The organism is Alphaproteobacteria bacterium (assembly GCA_020638555.1).
Classification (GTDB): domain Bacteria; phylum Pseudomonadota; class Alphaproteobacteria; order Bin95; family Bin95; genus JACKII01.
In genome coordinates this window covers 285482-302612 of record JACKII010000003.1, presented here as the reverse complement: position 1 = coordinate 302612, position 17131 = coordinate 285482, and the positions used below count along the sequence as shown (strand labels likewise).

Here is a 17131-nt window from a genome sequence, read left to right as displayed (position 1 = left end):
TTACCTTCTTGAGCAGATGGTGAGGAGGGGGCCGCGTTCGGCGGTCAGTCCCGGCATTTCAGGGCGGGTTCGAAGGCCACCGGTTTGGGGTTTGCGGACGATTGCGACCGGGTGCCGTATCCGCCGGATGTCTTGCGGCCGAGATAGGCTTGCAGCTGGCTCCGGAGCGACCGGTCGATGACGGAGGGCACCAACTGTTCGAGCCGGCAGAACAGCCGTTCCCGCCGTCCGGGGTAGACCGTCTTGCGGCCGCGGGCCGCTGCCCGCCAGATCTGGCGGGCCACTCGCCCGGGCGTGTCGAAGGTCATCGCGAACGGGTCGAGATATTCGCCGATGTCCGCGGCGGCCTCGGTGCGGACGGCGCGGGGCGCGGCATAGGTGACGCGGATTCCGAGGCCCTCCAACTCGCGGCGCAGCGCCGTGGACAGGCCGCGCAGGGCGAATTTCGAGCCGCAATAGGCCGCGAACAGCGGCATGGGGATGTCGCCCAGCATGGAGCCGACATTGACGATGCGTCCTTCGTCGGCGGCCAGCAGCAACGGCAGGAATTCTCGCGCCATGGCAAGCGGTGCCGCGACATTGGTCGCCAGCAGCCGGTCGATATCGCGGTCGCTGGCGCCGCTGACCGGTCCCGCGAGCAGAAGCCCGGCATTGTTGACCAGAAAGTCGACCCGGCCCCATTCCGCTGCCACCCGCTGTACCAGGCCGCGGCGTGCATCCGGCGCGGTGATGTCGGCGGTGTGCAGCAGGGCGCTGGCATCCTCCCCCATCAGCGTCCGGGTTTCTTGCAGCGGCTCCCTGCGCCGTCCGACCAGGGCGACCGCCATGCCGTGGCCGGCGGCCTCGACGGCCAGCGCCCGCCCAATCCCGGACCCGGCGCCCGTGATCAGGGCGGTTTTGCCCTCAAGCCGCATGGCGCATCGCCTCCCCCCGGCGTTCGAGTTCGCGGAAGATATCGCCGTAGAGGCCGTACATCATGATGGCGGTGTCGATGATCGGCGGTGCGGCCGTCCGGTCCAGATTGTCGACCAGTTGCTGGAAAAACGCCGTGTGCTCCTGGTCGAGCGAACCGTGCGAGGAGAGATAGAGGAAGCCCTGGCCGCTGCCGGCATCGCCGAATTTCTGCGCCAGCGTCGTGGCCGCCTGGCCCGCGAATTGCGCCGACATTCCCTCCAGCACATGCACCATGCCCAGCATGGCATAGGGGCTGATCCATTCGATGGCGTAATAGGCGTAGGCGACCATCAGCCGGCAGGCGCGGCCCGGCTGGGACCGGCGCGCCGCCTCGGCATCGCCGCCCAGCGCCGCGATGTCGGCGAGGATCCACTCGTCATGGCCGCGTTCCTCCTCGACATAGCGCATCAGCGCATCGCGGTAGACGGGGTCGCGGGTTTTCGCGGCGGCAAGGCAGAGGAGGGGGCAGGTGTGGCGGACGTGGTGATAGGCCTCTTGCAGGAAGGCAAGATAGAGGTCCTTGGGCGCATCGCCGCTCACGGCCCGCCCGATCAGCGGGATCGCAACGAAATCGGCGCGGGCAGCGCTCGTCTCGTCGAACAATCTTTGGAACAGGCTCACAAACGGGCTCAAGGGCCAAATCCTCCCGGGGTGCTAGACGTGTTCGGAGGCTGCGAGCGACGGCAGGGCGGCTTGCAGCATTGTTCTGGCGGCCTGTCGCCGGACGCGGCCATTGCCGGTCAGGGCTCCCGCCGCCGCCAGATCGGCCTGGGAAAGGACCGCGACGGTGCGCGGCACCGCATGGTCCGGCACCCCGACGCACAGGTCGCGGACCAGGTCGGCGGTTTCGTCCTGCGATGCGGCGGCAAACCAGGCGGCTCCGGTCGCGGACGGCGTGATCGCCGCGGCCAGATGCGGGCCGCCGACATGGGCGACCAGGCAGAGGGCGATGCGCGGGTCGGACGCGACCAGGGCTTCGATCCATTCGGGGCTGACATTGCGGCCCGCCGGCGTGACGATCAGATTGTCCGCGCGGCCGTGGACGGTCAGGCGGCCGTCGGCGTCGAACGCGCCCAGGTCGCCGGTCCGCCAGACACCGTTGGCCGGCGCCTGGCCGACATAGCCGTCCATGACGCTTGGGCCGGCGACGACGATCTCCCCCTGGCGGATTGTGACCGAAAGGTCCGACAAGGGACGGCCCACGCTATGGCCCCGGCCCTCGCCCGGGCGGTTCAGGGCAACGACGGAGCCGCATTCGGTCAGGCCATAGCCCTGATGGGCGGGGATGCCCAGGGTCCAGGCCCGGTCGACGAGGCGGGGCGGGGTCGCGGCACCGCCGACGGCCACGAAGCGCAGGCTGTCGGGCACGGTGGCGGCGCCGGCTGTCAGGGCCGTCACCCAAGCCGCCAACAGGTGCGGGGTCAGGGTCAGGCAGGTCGGCCGTGCCTCGGCGACGGTTTGGGCCAGCAGCCGGCCGTCGGCGGTGGTGAAGCCGGCGGCAAGGTCCGGTTGCAACCGCACGGGCGCGCCCACCAGGATCGGCATCGCAATGGCGCAGATGGTTTCCAGCAGCAGCGCCAGCGGCATGGCGGAGAGATAACGGTCCGACGGGCGCGCCTGGATGGCCGTCACCAGCGCAGCCGCGGTGTGCGGGATCTGGCCGCTCTGCAGCAGCACGCCCTTCGGGGTGCCGGTGCTGCCGGAGGTGTAGACGATCTGACCGCCGCCCTCGGCCGGCGGCTCGGCGTCGGCCAGGGGCGCGTGCCGGTGGCGGGAGATCGCAACGACCGGGAGGCCCAGGTCGCGAGCGGCGGCCAGGCCGTCGTCGGTTGCCAGGACCTGCCGCACATCCGCATCGCGCAGAATCGCCTGCAAGTAGGGCTGCGGGAAGAAGGGCGGCAGCGGCACGACGGTCAGGCCGGCATGCCAGCCCGCAAGCTGACCCACGACCCAGTCGACGGAATTGGCGCCCAGCAGGCCGATCGCCATGCGCGGCGGGCAAAGCCCTTGCAGTTCGGCCGCGAGCGCGCGCACGCGTGCGGCCAGGTCCCGCCACGAGACCGCGCCCCGATGGTCGCGGAACGCCTCTCCGCCGCCGGCGGAGCTTGCGTTGCGGTGCAGGGCGTCGAGCAGGTCACGCATTGGCCGGCGCCCGGCGCCGTGACAACCGCCGCCGGTCCCCACCGTCGGAGACCGGATCGCCCGCGACGCAGACCATCGGATCGTGCCCGTAATACCGGCCCCAGCGCTCCGGGTCTGCCAGGCGGCCGGGGCTGGCGGGCGCCAGAACGTGCGGGTTGAAGCCCATGGCGGCCAGCAGCCGGCGCAGACGGGCGGTGGCCGTGAAGCAAGACCAGCCAAACCCACCCTGCCGGCCCAGCGCCAGGACGCGTCGGAGAAAGGCCGGTGTATCCTCGACGCTCCGGCCGGCGAGCGTGGTGATTTCGAACACGGACCCCCGCGCCACGGGCCGGCCGTTCAGCAGGGATAGGAGTGTCTCGATCGGGGCGTCGAGATAGGCCTCGGAAAACAACTCTTCCGGTGCGGCGCGCAAGCCCGCGGCGCAAAGCGGTCGGCCGCTTCCCGTCAGCCACACGATCAGCGTTTCCGACAATTGCGGATCGGCGGCCCCGAAGGCGCGGTCATAGACCTCGCGAATGCAATCCTCTGCCGCACGCCGCAAGGGGTGGTCCCGGGACATCAGGACGAGCCGCCGATCGGCGCCCGGATGCGGCTGGGCACCGGCGTCCGTGGCGGCGCACGCCCAGAGCGGACCGGAGGCGGATTTCCGCGGCGGCAGATTCAAGGCGGAACCGTCGAGCATGGAGGCAGCCTCTCCCAGGTGATCTCGGAAAAATCGGGGGAGACGGACATGCCGGCGTCGGTCTCCCCCGAGGTCACGGGTGCGGTTAACGCCTCGGAAAATAGGCCGCCGGTGTGTGAAGTTGTGTGGACTTGCACCGACCGGGATCGGTGTTTGGTGGCGCGGCCGGTGCAACAGGTGCGGCCGGTGCGGCTGGCGCGGCCAGTGCGGCTGGCGCGGCCGGTGCGGCGGTCAGAGCGTCGGCCGCTGGGCCGGGTCCGGATCGGCCGGCAGGCGGATGTCGACCACCAGCCCGCTCGGCGCGTTGGCGCTGGCCTTGACGGTGCCGCCATGATGCTGGACGACCCGGCGGCAGATGGTGAGGCCGATGCCGGTGCCGCCGGTCGCCCGGCCGCAGGCGACGTCGACCCGGTAGAACGGCTCGAACAGGCGGGCGAGTTCCGCTTCGGCGACGCCGGGTCCCCGGTCGGCGACGCGGATCAGGACGCTGCCGTCCGCCGCCGCTTCCAGGTCGATGCGCACCGGCGTTCCGGGCGCCGTATAGAAGAGCGCGTTCCGCACCACGTTCTCGATGGCCCGGCGGAGCAGGGCCTCGTCCCCCGGAACGAAGACCGGGTTTTCGGGCGCATGCAGGGTCATGTCGGGTGCGCGTTCTGGCCGTTCGTAGGCGGCGTCGGCGGCGATGCGCGCCAGCAGGTCGGTCAGGTCGACGGGCGCAAAGGCGGCCGGCGAATCCGCCTGGTCCAGCCGCGCGAGGGTCAGCAGTTCGCGCGTCAGGTCGGAAATGGTCTCGATCTCGGTCTCGATCCGCGCGAACTGGATCGGCCGGTCCGCTTCCGGCACGCGCCGCGCCAGTTCCAGCGCCATGCCGAGCCGGGCGAGCGGCGATTTGATCTCGTGGGAGATATCGCCCAGCAGGCGCTTTTGCGCCTCGACCGCATCTTCCAGTTCGCGGGTGCGCTCGGCGATCTTGCCTTCCAGATTCTGGTTCAGGTGGGTGAGATCCCGCAGCAGGGCCTCGCGGTCGCGCTGCGCGACCTCCAGGCCCGCCGTCATGCGGTTGAACGACCGGGCGAGCGCCCCCAGTTCCTCGGTCTCGGGCACGGGCACGCGGGCGTCGAGCCGGTCGGTGTCCGAAATTTCGCCCGCCACCCGGGTCAGTTCGGCAATCGGCGCGGTCAGGCGTGCGGACAGCCAGCGGCCCAGCAGCACGATGGGAACGGCCAGCAGCACGCCCAGCAGTGCCAGTTCCAGCGCCACGCGCAGCAGTGGCGCGCTGGCCGCGCTCGACCGTTGCAATGCCAGCACCCGCCAGTTCCCGATCAGCCCCTGGTCCGCCGCCGAGCGGACGATGACATAGTCCGCGCCGATCCCGCTGGCATTGCCGTAGACGAGGCGGTCGCCGACACCGGCCGCGAGCCCCGGCGTGCTTTCCGCGAGGACGCGCCGTCGCTCGCCCGACTCATAGAGGATGAGGTCGTTGTCGGAACCGGCGAACAGTTTCTCGATCGCCGCCCAGGGGTAGGTCATCACCAGCGTACCCACCCGGTAGGTCTTGTCGAAACTGGCGAAGATCGGCTTTTCGAACACGACCACGTCCGAGCCCGACATCGGGTCCGGGGCCTTGCCGACCAGCAACAGGTCCTGGGTGCCGCTTTGCCAGACCGGCGGCAGTTCGGCCTTGCGGGCATCGTCCCGGGCGCCGCGGGAACTGGCGACCAGTTTGCCTTCGGCATTGAACGCATAGATTTCGCCCGACAGGCGGTAGATGCGCTTCAGTTCCTCCAGGGTGCGGACCACCCGCTTGTCCACATCGCCGGAGACGAGATCGTTCATCACGTCGAGCGACGACCAAACGGTGAGGTCGGTCACGAACGCGCCGATGATGTTGGACAACTGGCCGAATTTCAGGTCGGCGAGCCGCCGGAGCGCCGCCATTTCGGACTCGAGGATCGAGGCGCGGGCGCCGGAATAGACCACCAGGGCCGTGGTGCCGTAGGTGACCAGGTAAATGCCCAGGAAGGCGCCCAGGATTCGTCCCGGTATGGAGCGGGTCAGGAAGGCCATCATCGCTGCGGTCATCCCGGGCCGGCGCATGGGCGGGGATCAGTCCACATGCGCCAACACCTTCACGCCGACCGCGGGCGTATCGGCGCCGATATAGCCGATGGCGCCGGGCACTTTCCGGACAAAGGCCAGCATTGCCTGCTCCGACTCCTGCACCACCGGCGGCAGCTTGCCCTTGAAATGCATCTGGTTCCAGTAGGTGGCCAGCGTGTCGCTGTCCTGCCGCAAGACCTGGTGGGTGAAATAGGTGCGAGCCGCGCTGCCGGTCTCCCGGTTGACCGGGACGATGTGCGTGCCGTCGTCCCAGTGGGTCGCGCGCAGCAGGTAGATGGCCGCCAGCTCCGCCAGCGAGAGCGGAGCGTCATCGGGAACCGAGCGGTTGGCGATGATCTGAAGCGTCTCCGCCCGGCAGGCCGTCGAGACCGACACCGCCGCCACCACGGCGAGCGCGAGAAGGAGGCGCCGAACCGGCACGGCCTAAAACAGGACCGACCAGGAGGCGTAGACGCCCGTACCGTTCACCCCGGGCCCTCCCACATTCTGCAGATACTCGACGCGGGCGATCATGGCCGGCAGCGGCCGCCAGCCGACGCCCACCAACACGTCCTGGGCCGGGGTGGCGCCATTGCGGTCGGCAAAGGCCTCGTACCACGCATGGACGGACCACCGGTCCGAGATCTTGTATCGGGCCGCCGCGTAGAGTCCCCATTCCTCGTCACGGCCGCCGGTCGGCGCCTTGTCGAGCACTGCGTAGGTTCCTTCGCCCTGCAAGGTAACATTGCCAAGCGTGTAATGGTAATCGATTCCCACGAGCGTTTGATCCACCCCCTGCTCGTCGGTGGAGCGTTGCAGCGAGGCTCCGATTTTGTCCAGGAGCCCCAGCGGATAGGCGAGGTGGGCGCCGGCCACCTGGTTGTAGTGATGGCTTGTCAGGGTGTCCGGCCGCTCGGCCAGTTCGTCGCCCGGCTGCCAGTACACCTGGAGCTCGGGCAAATCGCCGAGGGGAGGGGAATAGAGCACCGACGCGCCGGTCACATACTCGCTGAAATTGCGATAGGTGACCGCCGGCCGCACGCTGCTGAGCACCAGGGGAGCCGCGTGAATCTCGTTCCATTCCCCGACAGGGGCCAGCATCAGCCCCAGCCGCAGGGTCAGCGAGTCGGTGATGTTGGCGTCGTTGTAGAGCCGTTCCAGCACCAGTTCGCTGCTGCCGTCTCCGCTGCTATTGCCGACGAGGCGAAAGTCCGCCAGCTCGGCCTCGATGAATGGGTTGACCAGGCGGTGGAAATGGCCGGAGACGAACAGGCTCAGGTCGTCGAGCACGATTTCGTCCGGGCCGTTCCGCTGGGACGAGGCGACCACATTGGCATAGCCGGCAATGTTGAGCGGGCCAAGATCGTAGCCATGGCCGGGCCGATAGGCGCCCTCCGCCCGCGCTCCTCCCGCCAGGGCCATGCCGATGAGGGCCAGGCCGGCGAGCGCCAGCGCGATGCCGCGTCCGAGCGCTGGCCCGTGGCCCGGCCCGGCTGTCTCGGTCGGAAAGACAGGGGAAAGAGCGCTCACGGTTGGGTCCAGAGGCAACGCCACCGCGCCGGTCAGGTTGCCGGGCCGCGCGGGTCTCGCGGCGACGGCACGGCCAGGATGTAACCGGCATTGCGCACGGTCTTGATCGGCGTTTCCGCGGCCTTGTGCGCGTTCAGCTTGCGCCGCACCTTGCTGACCAGCGTATCGACATTCCGGTCCGTGCCGCCCACCGAGGACGAGCGGCCGAAGGCGGCGGCGGAGAGATCGGTCCGGCTCACCACCTGGCCCGCATTGCGGATCAGATGTTCCAGCAAATTGAATTCCGCCGTGGTCAGGTCCAGCACCTCGCCGCCGGCCCAGGCCTCGCGCGAGGTGGGGTTCACGCGGATTTCGCCCGCCGCGACGTCGCCGGCCAGCGGCGGGCCGTTTTGGTCGACCCGGCGCAGGATGGCGCGGATGCGGGCGACCAGTTCGCGCGGGTTCACGGGCTTGCCCAGATAGTCGTCCGCGCCGATTTCCAGGCCGACGATCCGGTCCACATCCTGGTCGCGGGCGGTCATCATGATGACCGGCAGGTTCGACCACTGGCGCAATCGCTTCAGCACCTCGAAGCCAGAGAGGTGCGGCAGCATCACGTCCAGCACGATCAGGTCGACCCCTTGCAGATCCGCTTCCGCGAGCGTGCTGCCGTCGTGAATCGCGGCAACATCGAAATTTTCGAGCGCCAGAAACTCGCGGATCATGTCCGTGAGGTTCATGTCGTCGTCAATCAGCAGAATGCGCTGCATGGCGCTCCGTCGGGCAAAGGATCCTCACGACCGGGACGGCGGTAGAAGCCGCCGGTCGCGGCCCCCGCATTGTAACGGAGTCGCCGCTGGGATTCTTGGAGTTTTGTGGAGCGTCCTTGGAGTTGGGCCGCCGGGGGTTTTCGCCGGCAGCCGCCGCCAGGTCCGGGCGCCGTTCTGTCTCAGCCGGCCCGGATGCTTTCGTGGAAGTGGCAGGCGACCGCATGGCTCGGGCCGAGCGGGGCGAGCGCCGGTTCCTCCTCGGCGCAGCGCGGCTGGGCGAAGGGGCAGCGGGTGCGGAAGCGACAGCCGGACGGCGGGTTGATCGGGCTCGGCACCTCGCCCCGGATCGCCAGGCCGTCGTCGGCGCTGCCGGGCCGGGTCGTCGAGGTGGCGGCGCGCAACAGCGCCTGGGTGTAGGGGTGGCGCGCCTCGCGGTAGATGTCGCCGGCGGTGCCGGTTTCGACGATCTTGCCCAGATACATCACCGCAATCCGCTCGCTCATGAACTCGACCACGGCCAGGTCGTGGGCGATGAACAGGTAGGTGAGGTCGAATTCCTCCTGCAGGTCGCGCAGCAGGTTCAGCACCTGCGCCCGGATCGAGACGTCCAGCGCCGACACCGCCTCGTCCAGCACGATGAAGCGCGGCCGCACGCTGATGGCGCGGGCGATGGCGATGCGCTGGCGCTGGCCGCCGGAAAACTCGTGCGGATAGAGGTTTTCCGATCCGGCGGGCAGGCCGACATGGGCCAGCAATTCCCGCACCCGGTCCCGCACCGCCCGACCCGACAGCTTTTCCTGCACCTGGATCGGCTCGCCGATCACGTCCAGCACCTTGTGCCGCGGATTGAGCGAACCATAAGGGTCCTGAAACACCGCCTGGACGTCGCGGCGGAAGGCCAGTTCCTGCGCCTGGCTCATGTCGGCGACGGTGTGGTCCGCAATGGTGAGGGCGCCGGCGCTGAGCGGCTCCAGATAGAGCAGCAGCTTGCCGACCGTGGTCTTGCCGCAGCCGGACTCGCCGACCAGGCCGAAGGTCTCGCCCGGCCGCACGTCGAAGCTGACGCCGTCGACCGCGTGCACGACGTTGCGGGGCTCGAACATATGGCGGCGCGGCAGCGGGAAGTGCTTGACGAGGCCCTTGGCCTCGACCAGGGGGGCGGTGCTCATGTCGGCTTTCCTTCGCGCAGCCAGCACCGCGCCCAGCCGGTGCCGCCGGGCAGCGGCGGCGGATAGGCGTCGTTGCAGCGCGCCATGGCCTCGGGGCAGCGCGGCGCGAACGCGCAGCCGGGCGGCAGGTGGCGCAGGTCGGGAATCTGGCCGCGAATGGCGGTGAGCCGGTCCCGGGTCATGCCGATCCGCGGGATCGACGCCAGCAGTGCCGCCGTGTAGGGGTGTTGCGGGTTGGCGAAGATGGCTTCGGTTTCGCCGGTCTCGACCGCGCGGCCGGCATACATGATCACCACTCGGTCGCAAAGCCGGCGCACCACGCCCAGGTCGTGCGTGACCATGACGATGCCGGTGCCGAGCGTCTCGCGGATTTCCACCAGCAGGCGCAGGATCTGCTCCTGAATGGTCACGTCCAGCGCGGTGGTGGGCTCGTCCGCCAGCAGCAGCGTCGGGTTGAGCGCGGTGGCCATGGCGGTGAGCACCCGCTGCTTCATGCCGCCGCTCATCTGGTGCGGAAAGTTCTCCAGGCGCCGCTTCGGCTCGGGAATGTGCACCTGTTGCAGCATCTGCAAGGCCCGGCTCTCGCGCTCGCGCGAGGGCATGTCGGCGTTGTAATGCAGGATTTCCCGCAACTGGCTGCCGACCGAGAAGACCGGGTCCAGCGCCGTCATCGGGTTTTGCAGCACCATGGTGATGTCGCGCCCGCGCAGGTCCCGCATCTCGCGGGCGGACTTTTGCAGCAGGTTTTCGCCGCGGAAGACGATCTCGCCGCCGACCTCCGCATTGTGCGGCAACAGCCCGGTGATGGCCGTGCAGAGGGTGGACTTGCCGCAGCCGGACTCGCCGACAATGCCGAGGATTTCGCCCGGCGCCATCGCGAACGAGACGCCGTCGACCGCCGGCACGCTGCCGCGCTTGGTGCGGAAGCGGACGGTGAGGTTGCGCAATTCGAGGATCGGTTCCGCCATGGGAAGGTGCGTTCCTGCCTAGTCTTGGGTCTGCTTAGTCTTGGGTCGGGTCAATCTTGGGTCTGGCGCGGGTCGAGACGGTCGCGGAGCCAGTCGCCGAAAATGTTGAGGCTCAGCACCGTGAACAGGATGGCGAGCCCGGGCATCACGGTCATCCACCACGCGCTCGACATGTACGAGCGGCCGTCGGCCAGCATCAGCCCCCACGAGATGTTCGGCGGCTGCACGCCCAGGCCCAGGAAGGACAGCGACGCCTCCAGGATGATCACCCGGCCGAGGTCGAGCGTGGCCAGCACGATGATGCTGTTGGCCACGTTCGGCAGGATATGGTGCAGGCCGATGCGCCAGCGCGGTTGTCCCGCCACCCGGGCGAGCGCCACGAAATCGCGGGCGCGTACGCTCAACACCTCGCCGCGCACCAGGCGGGCATAGCGCGCCCAGTTGGTGATCGCCATGACGATGACGATGTTGACGACGCTGGTGCCGAGGGCCGCAACGAAGCCCAGCGCCATCAGGATGAAGGGCATGGCCAGAAAGGCGTCGACAATGCGCATGATCACGCTGTCGAGGGCGCCGCCGATATATCCGGCCACCAGGCCCAGAAACACGCCGACGCCGCCGGCAAACACGATGGCGAAGACCGAGATGATCAGCGAGAGCTGGGCGCCGTGGATCAGGCGCGAGAACACGTCCCGCCCCAGATTGTCGCCGCCCAGCAGATAGTCGAGGCTGCCGCCGTCCTGCCAGGCCGGCGGGGCCAGCGCATAAAGAAAGTTGGCCTGGCCCGGATCGTGCGGCGACACCCAGGGCGCGAACAGCGCGGCCACCAGGAACAGCGCCACCAGGATCGAGGCGAAGATCGGAATGCCTTCCAGGGCGTCGGCCACGCGCCGGGGCAGCGACCTGGGCGCGGCGACGACGGACGTTTGGGGATCGGTGGTGTCCACTGCGGCCTCGTCAGTAACGGATGCGCGGGTCGAGCCAGCTATAGAGCAGGTCGACCAGCAGATTGAGCAACAGGAACAGGATGGCGGTCACCATCACGGCCGCCTGGATCACCGGATAGTCGCGCATGCTGATGGCGGCGACCACGGTCTGGCCGATGCCGGGCCAGGCGAACACCCGCTCGGTGACGACGGCGCCCGACAGCAGCACGCCGAACTGCAACGCCATGTAGGTGATGATCGGGATCGAGGCGTTGCGCAGCGCATGGCGCAGCACGATGACTCGTTCCGGCAGGCCCGACAGGCGCTCGAACTTGACGAAATCGCTCTCCATCACCTCCAGCATGCTGGAGCGGGTCAGGCGGGCGATGGCGGCGGACGAATACCAGCCGAGCGTGATGGCCGGCAGCACCAGATGCAGCCAGGTGCCCCGGCCCGAGGTCGGAAACAGCCGAAGGTCGACCGAAAACACGAGGATCAGCATCAGCCCCAGCCAGAAGGTCGGCGTCGACTGGCCGACGGTGGCGAACCATCGTGTGCCGGTGTCGATGTAACTGCCGCGCCGCACCGCCGCCAACACGCCGATCGGCAGCGCGATCAGGGTGGCGAGCAGCATCGAGACGAAGGCCAGTTCCAGGGTGGCCGGCAGCCGGTCCAGCACCAGGTCCAGCGCCGGCACCCGGTAGCGGAACGAGACGCCCATATCGCCCTGGAGCGTGTTGGACAAAAAGCTCCAATACTGCTCGTACAAGGGCCGGTCGAGGCCCAGTTGCTGGCGGAAGAACTGGATGTCCTGTTCGGTCGCCTCGGTCGGCACGATCAGGATGGTCGGGTCGCCGGTCAGGCGCGCCAGGCTGAAGACGATGACGGTGACGAACAGGGCGGTCACCACGGTCTGGCCCAGGCGTCGAACGATGTAGGTGAGCATGCCTCGGAGGCGTCCTTCGCGAGCAGGCGCCTGCAAGCGCCAACGCCGTCGCCGGGCGCGCCTTCGGTTGGGCGCGGCCGGCGACGGAAGGGAGAATCAGTGTTTGGACAGTTTCCAGAACACCGGCCAGGACACGTTCGCCCGCGGCTGCCAGTCGATATTGCTCCGCTTGGCGTGCACCTCGTCGGTGGTCCAGAGGATGATCCACGGCGGGTTGTCATAGAGCATGGTGAACAGCTTGCGCAGATGATCCCGTCGCTTGTCCGGGTCGGTGATGGAGTCCGCGGTGGCGATCATCGCGTCCGCTTCCGGCAGGTCGGACCAGGAATAGGTGCCGCCCTTGGTGATGCCGCGCGGCAGGCGGCCCATCGGGTCGGCGTTGTAATCGGTCCAGTTCTGCCAGAACAGGGCGAATTCCGGGTCCTTGCTGCGCAGCCGGGCCAGCCAGGCGCCATATTCCAGGAATTCCAGCGAGGTCTTGATGCCGACCTGTTGCAGGTAGAACATGGTCGCCTCGGCGACTTCCTTGCTCTGCGGCGCGCGGCCGGGTGCGAGACCGAAGGTCTTGTACGTCTTCGAGAAGTCGAAACCCGCTTCCTTCAGCAGCGCCTTGGCCTTTTCCGGGTCGTAGGGATAGGGCTTGCGGTCGATGTCGCAGCCGATCACGCCGCGATTGCAGGGGGCGGTCGACTGCGTGGCAAAGCCGAACATGACGCGCTTGATCAGCGTATCCTTGTCGACCGCATAGTTCAGCGCCTGGCGCACCCGCTGGTCGCGGAACGGGCTGCCTTCCGGCAACATGTTGATGTTGATGAAATAATTCTGGAAGCTGGGGTTGACGACCACGTCGATATCGGGGTCGGCGCCCACCTCCTTGGCCTGGTGCGGCGGCACGTTCAGGATGATGTCGGCCTCGCCGGTCTGGAGCATGGCGATGCGGGTTTGCGGATCGGGGACGATGCGCAGGGTCAGCGTGTCGACGCCGGGAACCCGGCCCCAATGCTCCTTGAACGCGGCCAGTTCGATATTCTCGTTGATCGAGCGGCTGACGAACTTGTAAGGCCCGGTGCCGACGGGATGTTTCGAGAAATAGTCATCCCCGACCTTCTCGATGTAATCCTTCGGCACGATCATGAAGAATTCGCCCAGATTCTCGATCATCGAGGCGTTGGGCTTCGGCAGGTGGATTTCGACGGTGAGAGGGTCGACCACCACCACGTCCGAGATTTTCTTGGTGACGATGCTGGCGCGCGGGTTCTTGATTTCGGGCTTGTTGGAGCGCTGCCAGCTGTACCGCACATCGTCGGCGCCGAAGGCCTCGCCATTGTGGAAGGTCACGCCCTCGCGCAGCTTGAAGGTGTAGACCAGGCCGTCGTCGCTGACCGTGTAGCTGGTGGCGAGCTGCGGCGCCAGGCTGCCGTCCAGATTGTGGCCGTACAGGCCCTCGAACACGTTCGAGAAGAACAGGTATTCGCCGCCGCCGGAAATCTTGTGCGGATCGGTGCTGGTGACGTCGATGCCGATGGCGGCGGTGACATGGGTTTCGGCCAGGGCGGGGGCCCAGGCCAGGGATAGGCTCACGGTCGCGGCGATCGCGACGCGCTTCAGTAGACTCATGGCGTTTCCTCTCGATCTGCGGACGCGTCGTTGCCCGTTCGGCCAAGCCTGATGACCGCGGCAATCGTATACGTCTAAGCCCTTAGGTCTAAAGTATGACCGGCAAAAACCGCCATGGCAACGCCCCACGACCGAGACGGCCGGGGCGAACGCGCGGCGTTCCATCCCGACGCCCCTGGTATAAGCTCGTCTGCAATCATCATCCTGTCTCCCGGAAGGAAACGCTCATGACAGAAACGGTTTTGGTCGAGGATCGCGGCGCGGTGCGCCTGCTGACCCTGAACCGGCCCGACAAGCTGAACGCCATCAACGGCGCGCTGGTGCAGGACCTGCTGGCGGCGCTGGCGGCGGCACACGGGGAGGACAGCGTCGCCTCCGTGGTGCTCACGGGGTCCGGTCGCGCCTTTTCCGCCGGCGCGGACATGAAGGAGGCCCAGAGCCATGCGGGACGGAGCCAGCGCGAACACCTTCAGGCTTCCGGCGGCTCCACGGCGCTTTATGAGGCGATCATGGCCATCGACAAGCCGGTGATCGCCGCCATTTCCGGCTATGCGCTGGGCGGCGGTTGCGCCCTGGTCATGGCCTCCGACATCGTCGTGGCCGGCGAAAGCGCCGTCCTCGGCTATCCGGAGGTGAAGCGCGGCCTGGCCGCGACCGCCGTGACGCCGACCCTGGTGGCCCAGGTCGGGCGCAAATGGGCGTCGGAGCTGTTGCTGCTCTCGGAGAATATCACGGCCGCACGGGCGGCGGAGATCGGGCTCGTCAACCGCGTCGTCCCGGACGGAGAGGTCCTGACGACCGCGCTTGCCATGGCCGAGACCCTGGCGGGCTATGCCCATGATGCGCTCTGGATGACCAAGCGGATGATCCGCCGCTCCGCCGATCTGTCGCTCGACCAGGCCCATGGCCTGGCGCGGGACAGCATGCTGGTGATGCGCGGGTTTTAGAGCGGAGTCTTTTCCCGCTGGCACACCAGCCCAGCTTCCCTTTCCCCGCGGAAGCGGGAGATGGGGCAGGAGAGTGGGGCAACCGTTACCGAAAACACGCTGGCTATTTGGGCCGAGATGCCGCTGTTCCCCGGACGGTGCGGAGCGCCGCTGTTCCCCGGACGGTGCGGAGCGCCGATCCGGGGCCGGCTGCGGTGTGCGAACACGGGCGAGGGCGGTGTTCGATGAAAGACACCGGTCCCGGTTCTCGCCTCCGGCTCGACCGGGAAACACCGGTGCTCGGTTATCGCTAACACCTGCTTATAGGGGCCCCCGTTTATAGGGCGCGCCCGGTCGCTGGCTTTGCGGCCGTCAGCGCAGCAGGTCGCGCAGGACCTCGACGCAGCGGGTGCAATCGGCCTCGTCGTTGTAGACGTGGGGGCTGATGCGCAGGCGGCCCAGCCGGGCGGCGGCATACACCCCGCGATGCGCCAGTCGCTCCGGCAGGCCCTCCGGCATGCCGTCCGGAAAGCCCAGCCCCAGCAGGTTCGGTGCGCGCAAGGACCGGTCGAGCCAGGTGACCGGCACCCGCTCGGTCCGCAGCACATCCTCGATCCGGGCGGTCAGCATCGCCAGCCGTGCGCGCACCGCGTCCACGCCCCAGGCCAGGACCTGCTCCATGCTGGTCGCGGCGACGTCCAGCGAGACGAAGAAATCCCGCTCGCCCATGTCGAAACGCCGGGCGGTCTCGACATAATCCAGGTCCTCGAAATAGACCGGGTCCGCGGAGCGGATGCGCTTGCGTCCATAGCCGGTCTGCTCCAGCGGCACGCCTGACTGGTGGCGCCTGGCGACATAGAGGAAGGCGCGGCCATAGGGGCCGAGCAGCCATTTGTAGGTCGGGAAGATCAGGAAATCCGGGTCCAGGGCGGCAACGTCCAGGTCCAGCACGCCGGCGGCGTGCGTCGCGTCCACCAGCAGCTTGCCGCCGTGCGGGCGCAAGGCGGTTTGCACCCGCTCCAGGTCGATCAGGCCGCCATCCGACCAGTGCACGCAGGAGATCGAGGCGAGCGCCACCGGCGGCTCTCCGGGGCGGGCCAGCGCCTCTTCGAGCGCGGCGGTCCAATCGCCGTCCGCGCCGGGCGCGATGGCCTCGACCCGGTGGTCGGCCGCCTCGGTGCGGGCCATCCATTCCAGCACCGGCGAGGTGTGGTCCCGATCCAGCACCAGAATGCGGCTGCCCCGCGGCAGGTCCAGGAGTTTGCCGGCGGTGGCGACGCCATAGCCGACGGACGGGATCAGGGCCACGTCGTCCGCTTCGGCGTGGATCAGCGCGGCGGCGGCGCTCCGGGCGCGCTCGCACTGGACCTCCTGCAACGCATCCGACAATTCCCACGGCCGGGCCTTTCGCGCCGCGCCGATCCGCCCGGCTTCGACCGAGGCGAGCGGCAACGGGCTCCAGGCCGCGGCGTTGAGAAAGCAGACGTCTCGCGGCATGTCGAACAGATGGCGTTGCGATGGCAGCATCTCGGCCCTTTCCGGCGCATTCGCCTTTTCCGGCGCATTCGAGAGAGACCGCGCCCAGCCCGCTCTTTCGGGGGGGCGGGACGCGTTACCCGACCGCGTCATATGAACAGGATCGACGCGGGCGCCGCAAGCGCTTCGGACGGCCGGGCGGGATTGGCCTCAGGCTGCGGTCTTGGCCGCTTTCGCGTTGGTCTCCAGCCAGCCGATCACCTCGTCGGTGCTCGCGACGTCGCCGAAGATCAGATAGAAATTGATGAGGGAGGCGTTGTGCTCCAGGTCCGAATTGGTGGCATTGCCGTCGCTGACCATGATGGTCTTGAAGTTCAGCATCATGGCGTCGCGGGCCGAGGACTCGCAGCAGACATTGGTCATGGTGCCGGTGATGAGAACCGTGTCATAGCCGCCGGCCCGCAACCGCTCGGCCAGGTCGGACGAGTTCGGCAGGAAGGCGGAATAGCGGTATTTCAGCACCCGTTCGTCCGCCGGGCGCACATCCAACTCCGGCCAGAGCTGGTGGCCGACCGAGCCCTCGGACATGCTCTCGACCCGCTTGGCCACGGCGGCCGCCGGCGTCATGGCGTGCAGGTTCGACCAGCTTTCGACGCAATCGTCATCGTGGGTGTTCTGGATCCAGAACACCTTGCCGCCGGTGGCCCGCACGGTCTCCGCCAGCCGGTTGACATTCGGCACGATGGCCGGCGCGTTCGGGCAGAGCGCATGGGCGATGCCCTCGACCATGAAGCCGTTTTGCAGGTCGATGACGATCAGCGCCGTCTTGGCCGGATCGAGATTGGCGTGCGGGTGGGCGGTGCCGCGGCGGGCGATGACGGTCTCGACGATGTGGTCGGGAATGGCAATCGTGTGCATGATCGGTGGGTCCTCGGTTCGGCGGTCG

General features: G+C 68.3%; 16 protein-coding genes. 1 reads left to right on the top strand and 15 read right to left on the bottom strand.

The features are described 5' to 3' along the window. Positions 1-44 precede the first annotated feature (44 nt). The 13 genes from H6844_12975 to H6844_12915 all read right to left on the bottom strand — a co-directional run bounded on the left by H6844_12975 (position 45) and on the right by H6844_12915 (position 13783). Positions 45-914: an SDR family NAD(P)-dependent oxidoreductase gene (locus tag H6844_12975; protein MCB9930310.1), complete on the bottom strand. Its 870-nt coding sequence runs from the start codon at positions 912-914 to the stop codon at positions 45-47. Continuing rightward, a complete protein-coding gene (locus tag H6844_12970; protein MCB9930309.1) occupies positions 904-1575 on the bottom strand; it encodes an iron-containing redox enzyme family protein in 672 nt (223 codons plus the stop codon). The genes H6844_12975 and H6844_12970 overlap by 11 nt, the downstream gene beginning before the upstream one ends. A 33-nt stretch (positions 1576-1608) precedes the next feature. Further along, entirely contained in the window at positions 1609-3096 is a 1488-nt protein-coding gene (locus H6844_12965; protein MCB9930308.1) for an AMP-binding protein, read from the bottom strand. After that, positions 3089-3778 carry a thermostable hemolysin gene (locus tag H6844_12960; GenBank protein MCB9930307.1) on the bottom strand — a complete coding sequence of 230 codons (690 nt, stop codon included), beginning with the start codon at positions 3776-3778 and terminating at the stop codon, positions 3089-3091. The genes H6844_12965 and H6844_12960 overlap by 8 nt, the downstream gene beginning before the upstream one ends. Positions 3779-4009: 231 nt before the next feature. Beyond that, on the bottom strand, positions 4010-5875 hold the full coding sequence (locus H6844_12955) for a HAMP domain-containing protein (protein MCB9930306.1): 1866 nt from the start codon (positions 5873-5875) through the stop codon (positions 4010-4012). Between the two features lie 9 nt (positions 5876-5884). Next, a complete protein-coding gene (locus H6844_12950) occupies positions 5885-6319 on the bottom strand; it encodes a substrate-binding domain-containing protein (GenBank protein ID MCB9930305.1) in 435 nt (144 codons plus the stop codon). 3 nt (positions 6320-6322) lie between these two features. Continuing rightward, entirely contained in the window at positions 6323-7408 is a 1086-nt protein-coding gene (locus H6844_12945) for a hypothetical protein (GenBank protein MCB9930304.1), read from the bottom strand. A 32-nt stretch (positions 7409-7440) separates the two neighbouring features. Next, positions 7441-8157, bottom strand: a complete 717-nt coding sequence (locus tag H6844_12940; GenBank protein ID MCB9930303.1) for a response regulator transcription factor — start codon at positions 8155-8157, stop codon at positions 7441-7443. A 179-nt stretch (positions 8158-8336) separates the two neighbouring features. After that, entirely contained in the window at positions 8337-9326 is a 990-nt protein-coding gene (locus H6844_12935; GenBank protein ID MCB9930302.1) for an ATP-binding cassette domain-containing protein, read from the bottom strand. Then, on the bottom strand, positions 9323-10294 hold the full coding sequence (locus H6844_12930; protein MCB9930301.1) for an ABC transporter ATP-binding protein: 972 nt from the start codon (positions 10292-10294) through the stop codon (positions 9323-9325). The genes H6844_12935 and H6844_12930 overlap by 4 nt, the downstream gene beginning before the upstream one ends. Positions 10295-10344: 50 nt before the next feature. After that, positions 10345-11181, bottom strand: coding sequence for an ABC transporter permease (locus tag H6844_12925; protein ID MCB9930300.1), 837 nt, complete (start codon positions 11179-11181; stop codon positions 10345-10347). 70 nt (positions 11182-11251) lie between these two features. Continuing rightward, positions 11252-12166: an ABC transporter permease gene (locus H6844_12920; protein MCB9930299.1), complete on the bottom strand. Its 915-nt coding sequence runs from the start codon at positions 12164-12166 to the stop codon at positions 11252-11254. Positions 12167-12262: 96 nt separating this feature from the next. After that, on the bottom strand, positions 12263-13783 hold the full coding sequence (locus H6844_12915; protein MCB9930298.1) for an ABC transporter substrate-binding protein: 1521 nt from the start codon (positions 13781-13783) through the stop codon (positions 12263-12265). Between the two features lie 227 nt (positions 13784-14010). Between H6844_12915 and H6844_12910 the strand changes: the two genes are divergently transcribed. Continuing rightward, entirely contained in the window at positions 14011-14730 is a 720-nt protein-coding gene (locus H6844_12910; protein ID MCB9930297.1) for an enoyl-CoA hydratase/isomerase family protein, read from the top strand. 351 nt (positions 14731-15081) lie between these two features. Here the strand turns inward: H6844_12910 and H6844_12905 are convergent, their stop codons facing one another. Beyond that, positions 15082-16236, bottom strand: a complete 1155-nt coding sequence (locus H6844_12905) for an aminotransferase class V-fold PLP-dependent enzyme (protein ID MCB9930296.1) — start codon at positions 16234-16236, stop codon at positions 15082-15084. Between the two features lie 159 nt (positions 16237-16395). Continuing rightward, entirely contained in the window at positions 16396-17103 is a 708-nt protein-coding gene (locus H6844_12900) for a cysteine hydrolase (GenBank protein ID MCB9930295.1), read from the bottom strand. Positions 17104-17131 lie beyond the last annotated feature (28 nt).

Excerpts from the sequence above, each read along its gene's own strand:
- H6844_12975 (MCB9930310.1), bottom strand. The coding sequence starts at position 914 with ATGCGGCTTGAGGGCAAAACCGCCCTGATCACGGGCGCCGGGTCCGGG.
- H6844_12965 (MCB9930308.1), bottom strand. The coding sequence starts at position 3,096 with ATGCGTGACCTGCTCGACGCCCTGCACCGCAACGCAAGCTCCGCCGGC.
- H6844_12960 (MCB9930307.1), bottom strand. The coding sequence starts at position 3,778 with ATGCTCGACGGTTCCGCCTTGAATCTGCCGCCGCGGAAATCCGCCTCC.
- H6844_12955 (MCB9930306.1), bottom strand. The coding sequence starts at position 5,875 with ATGCGCCGGCCCGGGATGACCGCAGCGATGATGGCCTTCCTGACCCGC.
- H6844_12940 (MCB9930303.1), bottom strand. The coding sequence starts at position 8,157 with ATGCAGCGCATTCTGCTGATTGACGACGACATGAACCTCACGGACATG.
- H6844_12935 (MCB9930302.1), bottom strand. The coding sequence starts at position 9,326 with ATGAGCACCGCCCCCCTGGTCGAGGCCAAGGGCCTCGTCAAGCACTTC.
- H6844_12930 (MCB9930301.1), bottom strand. The coding sequence starts at position 10,294 with ATGGCGGAACCGATCCTCGAATTGCGCAACCTCACCGTCCGCTTCCGC.
- H6844_12920 (MCB9930299.1), bottom strand. The coding sequence starts at position 12,166 with ATGCTCACCTACATCGTTCGACGCCTGGGCCAGACCGTGGTGACCGCC.
- H6844_12915 (MCB9930298.1), bottom strand. The coding sequence starts at position 13,783 with ATGAGTCTACTGAAGCGCGTCGCGATCGCCGCGACCGTGAGCCTATCC.
- H6844_12910 (MCB9930297.1), top strand. The coding sequence starts at position 14,011 with ATGACAGAAACGGTTTTGGTCGAGGATCGCGGCGCGGTGCGCCTGCTG.
- H6844_12905 (MCB9930296.1), bottom strand. The coding sequence starts at position 16,236 with ATGCTGCCATCGCAACGCCATCTGTTCGACATGCCGCGAGACGTCTGC.
- H6844_12900 (MCB9930295.1), bottom strand. The coding sequence starts at position 17,103 with ATGCACACGATTGCCATTCCCGACCACATCGTCGAGACCGTCATCGCC.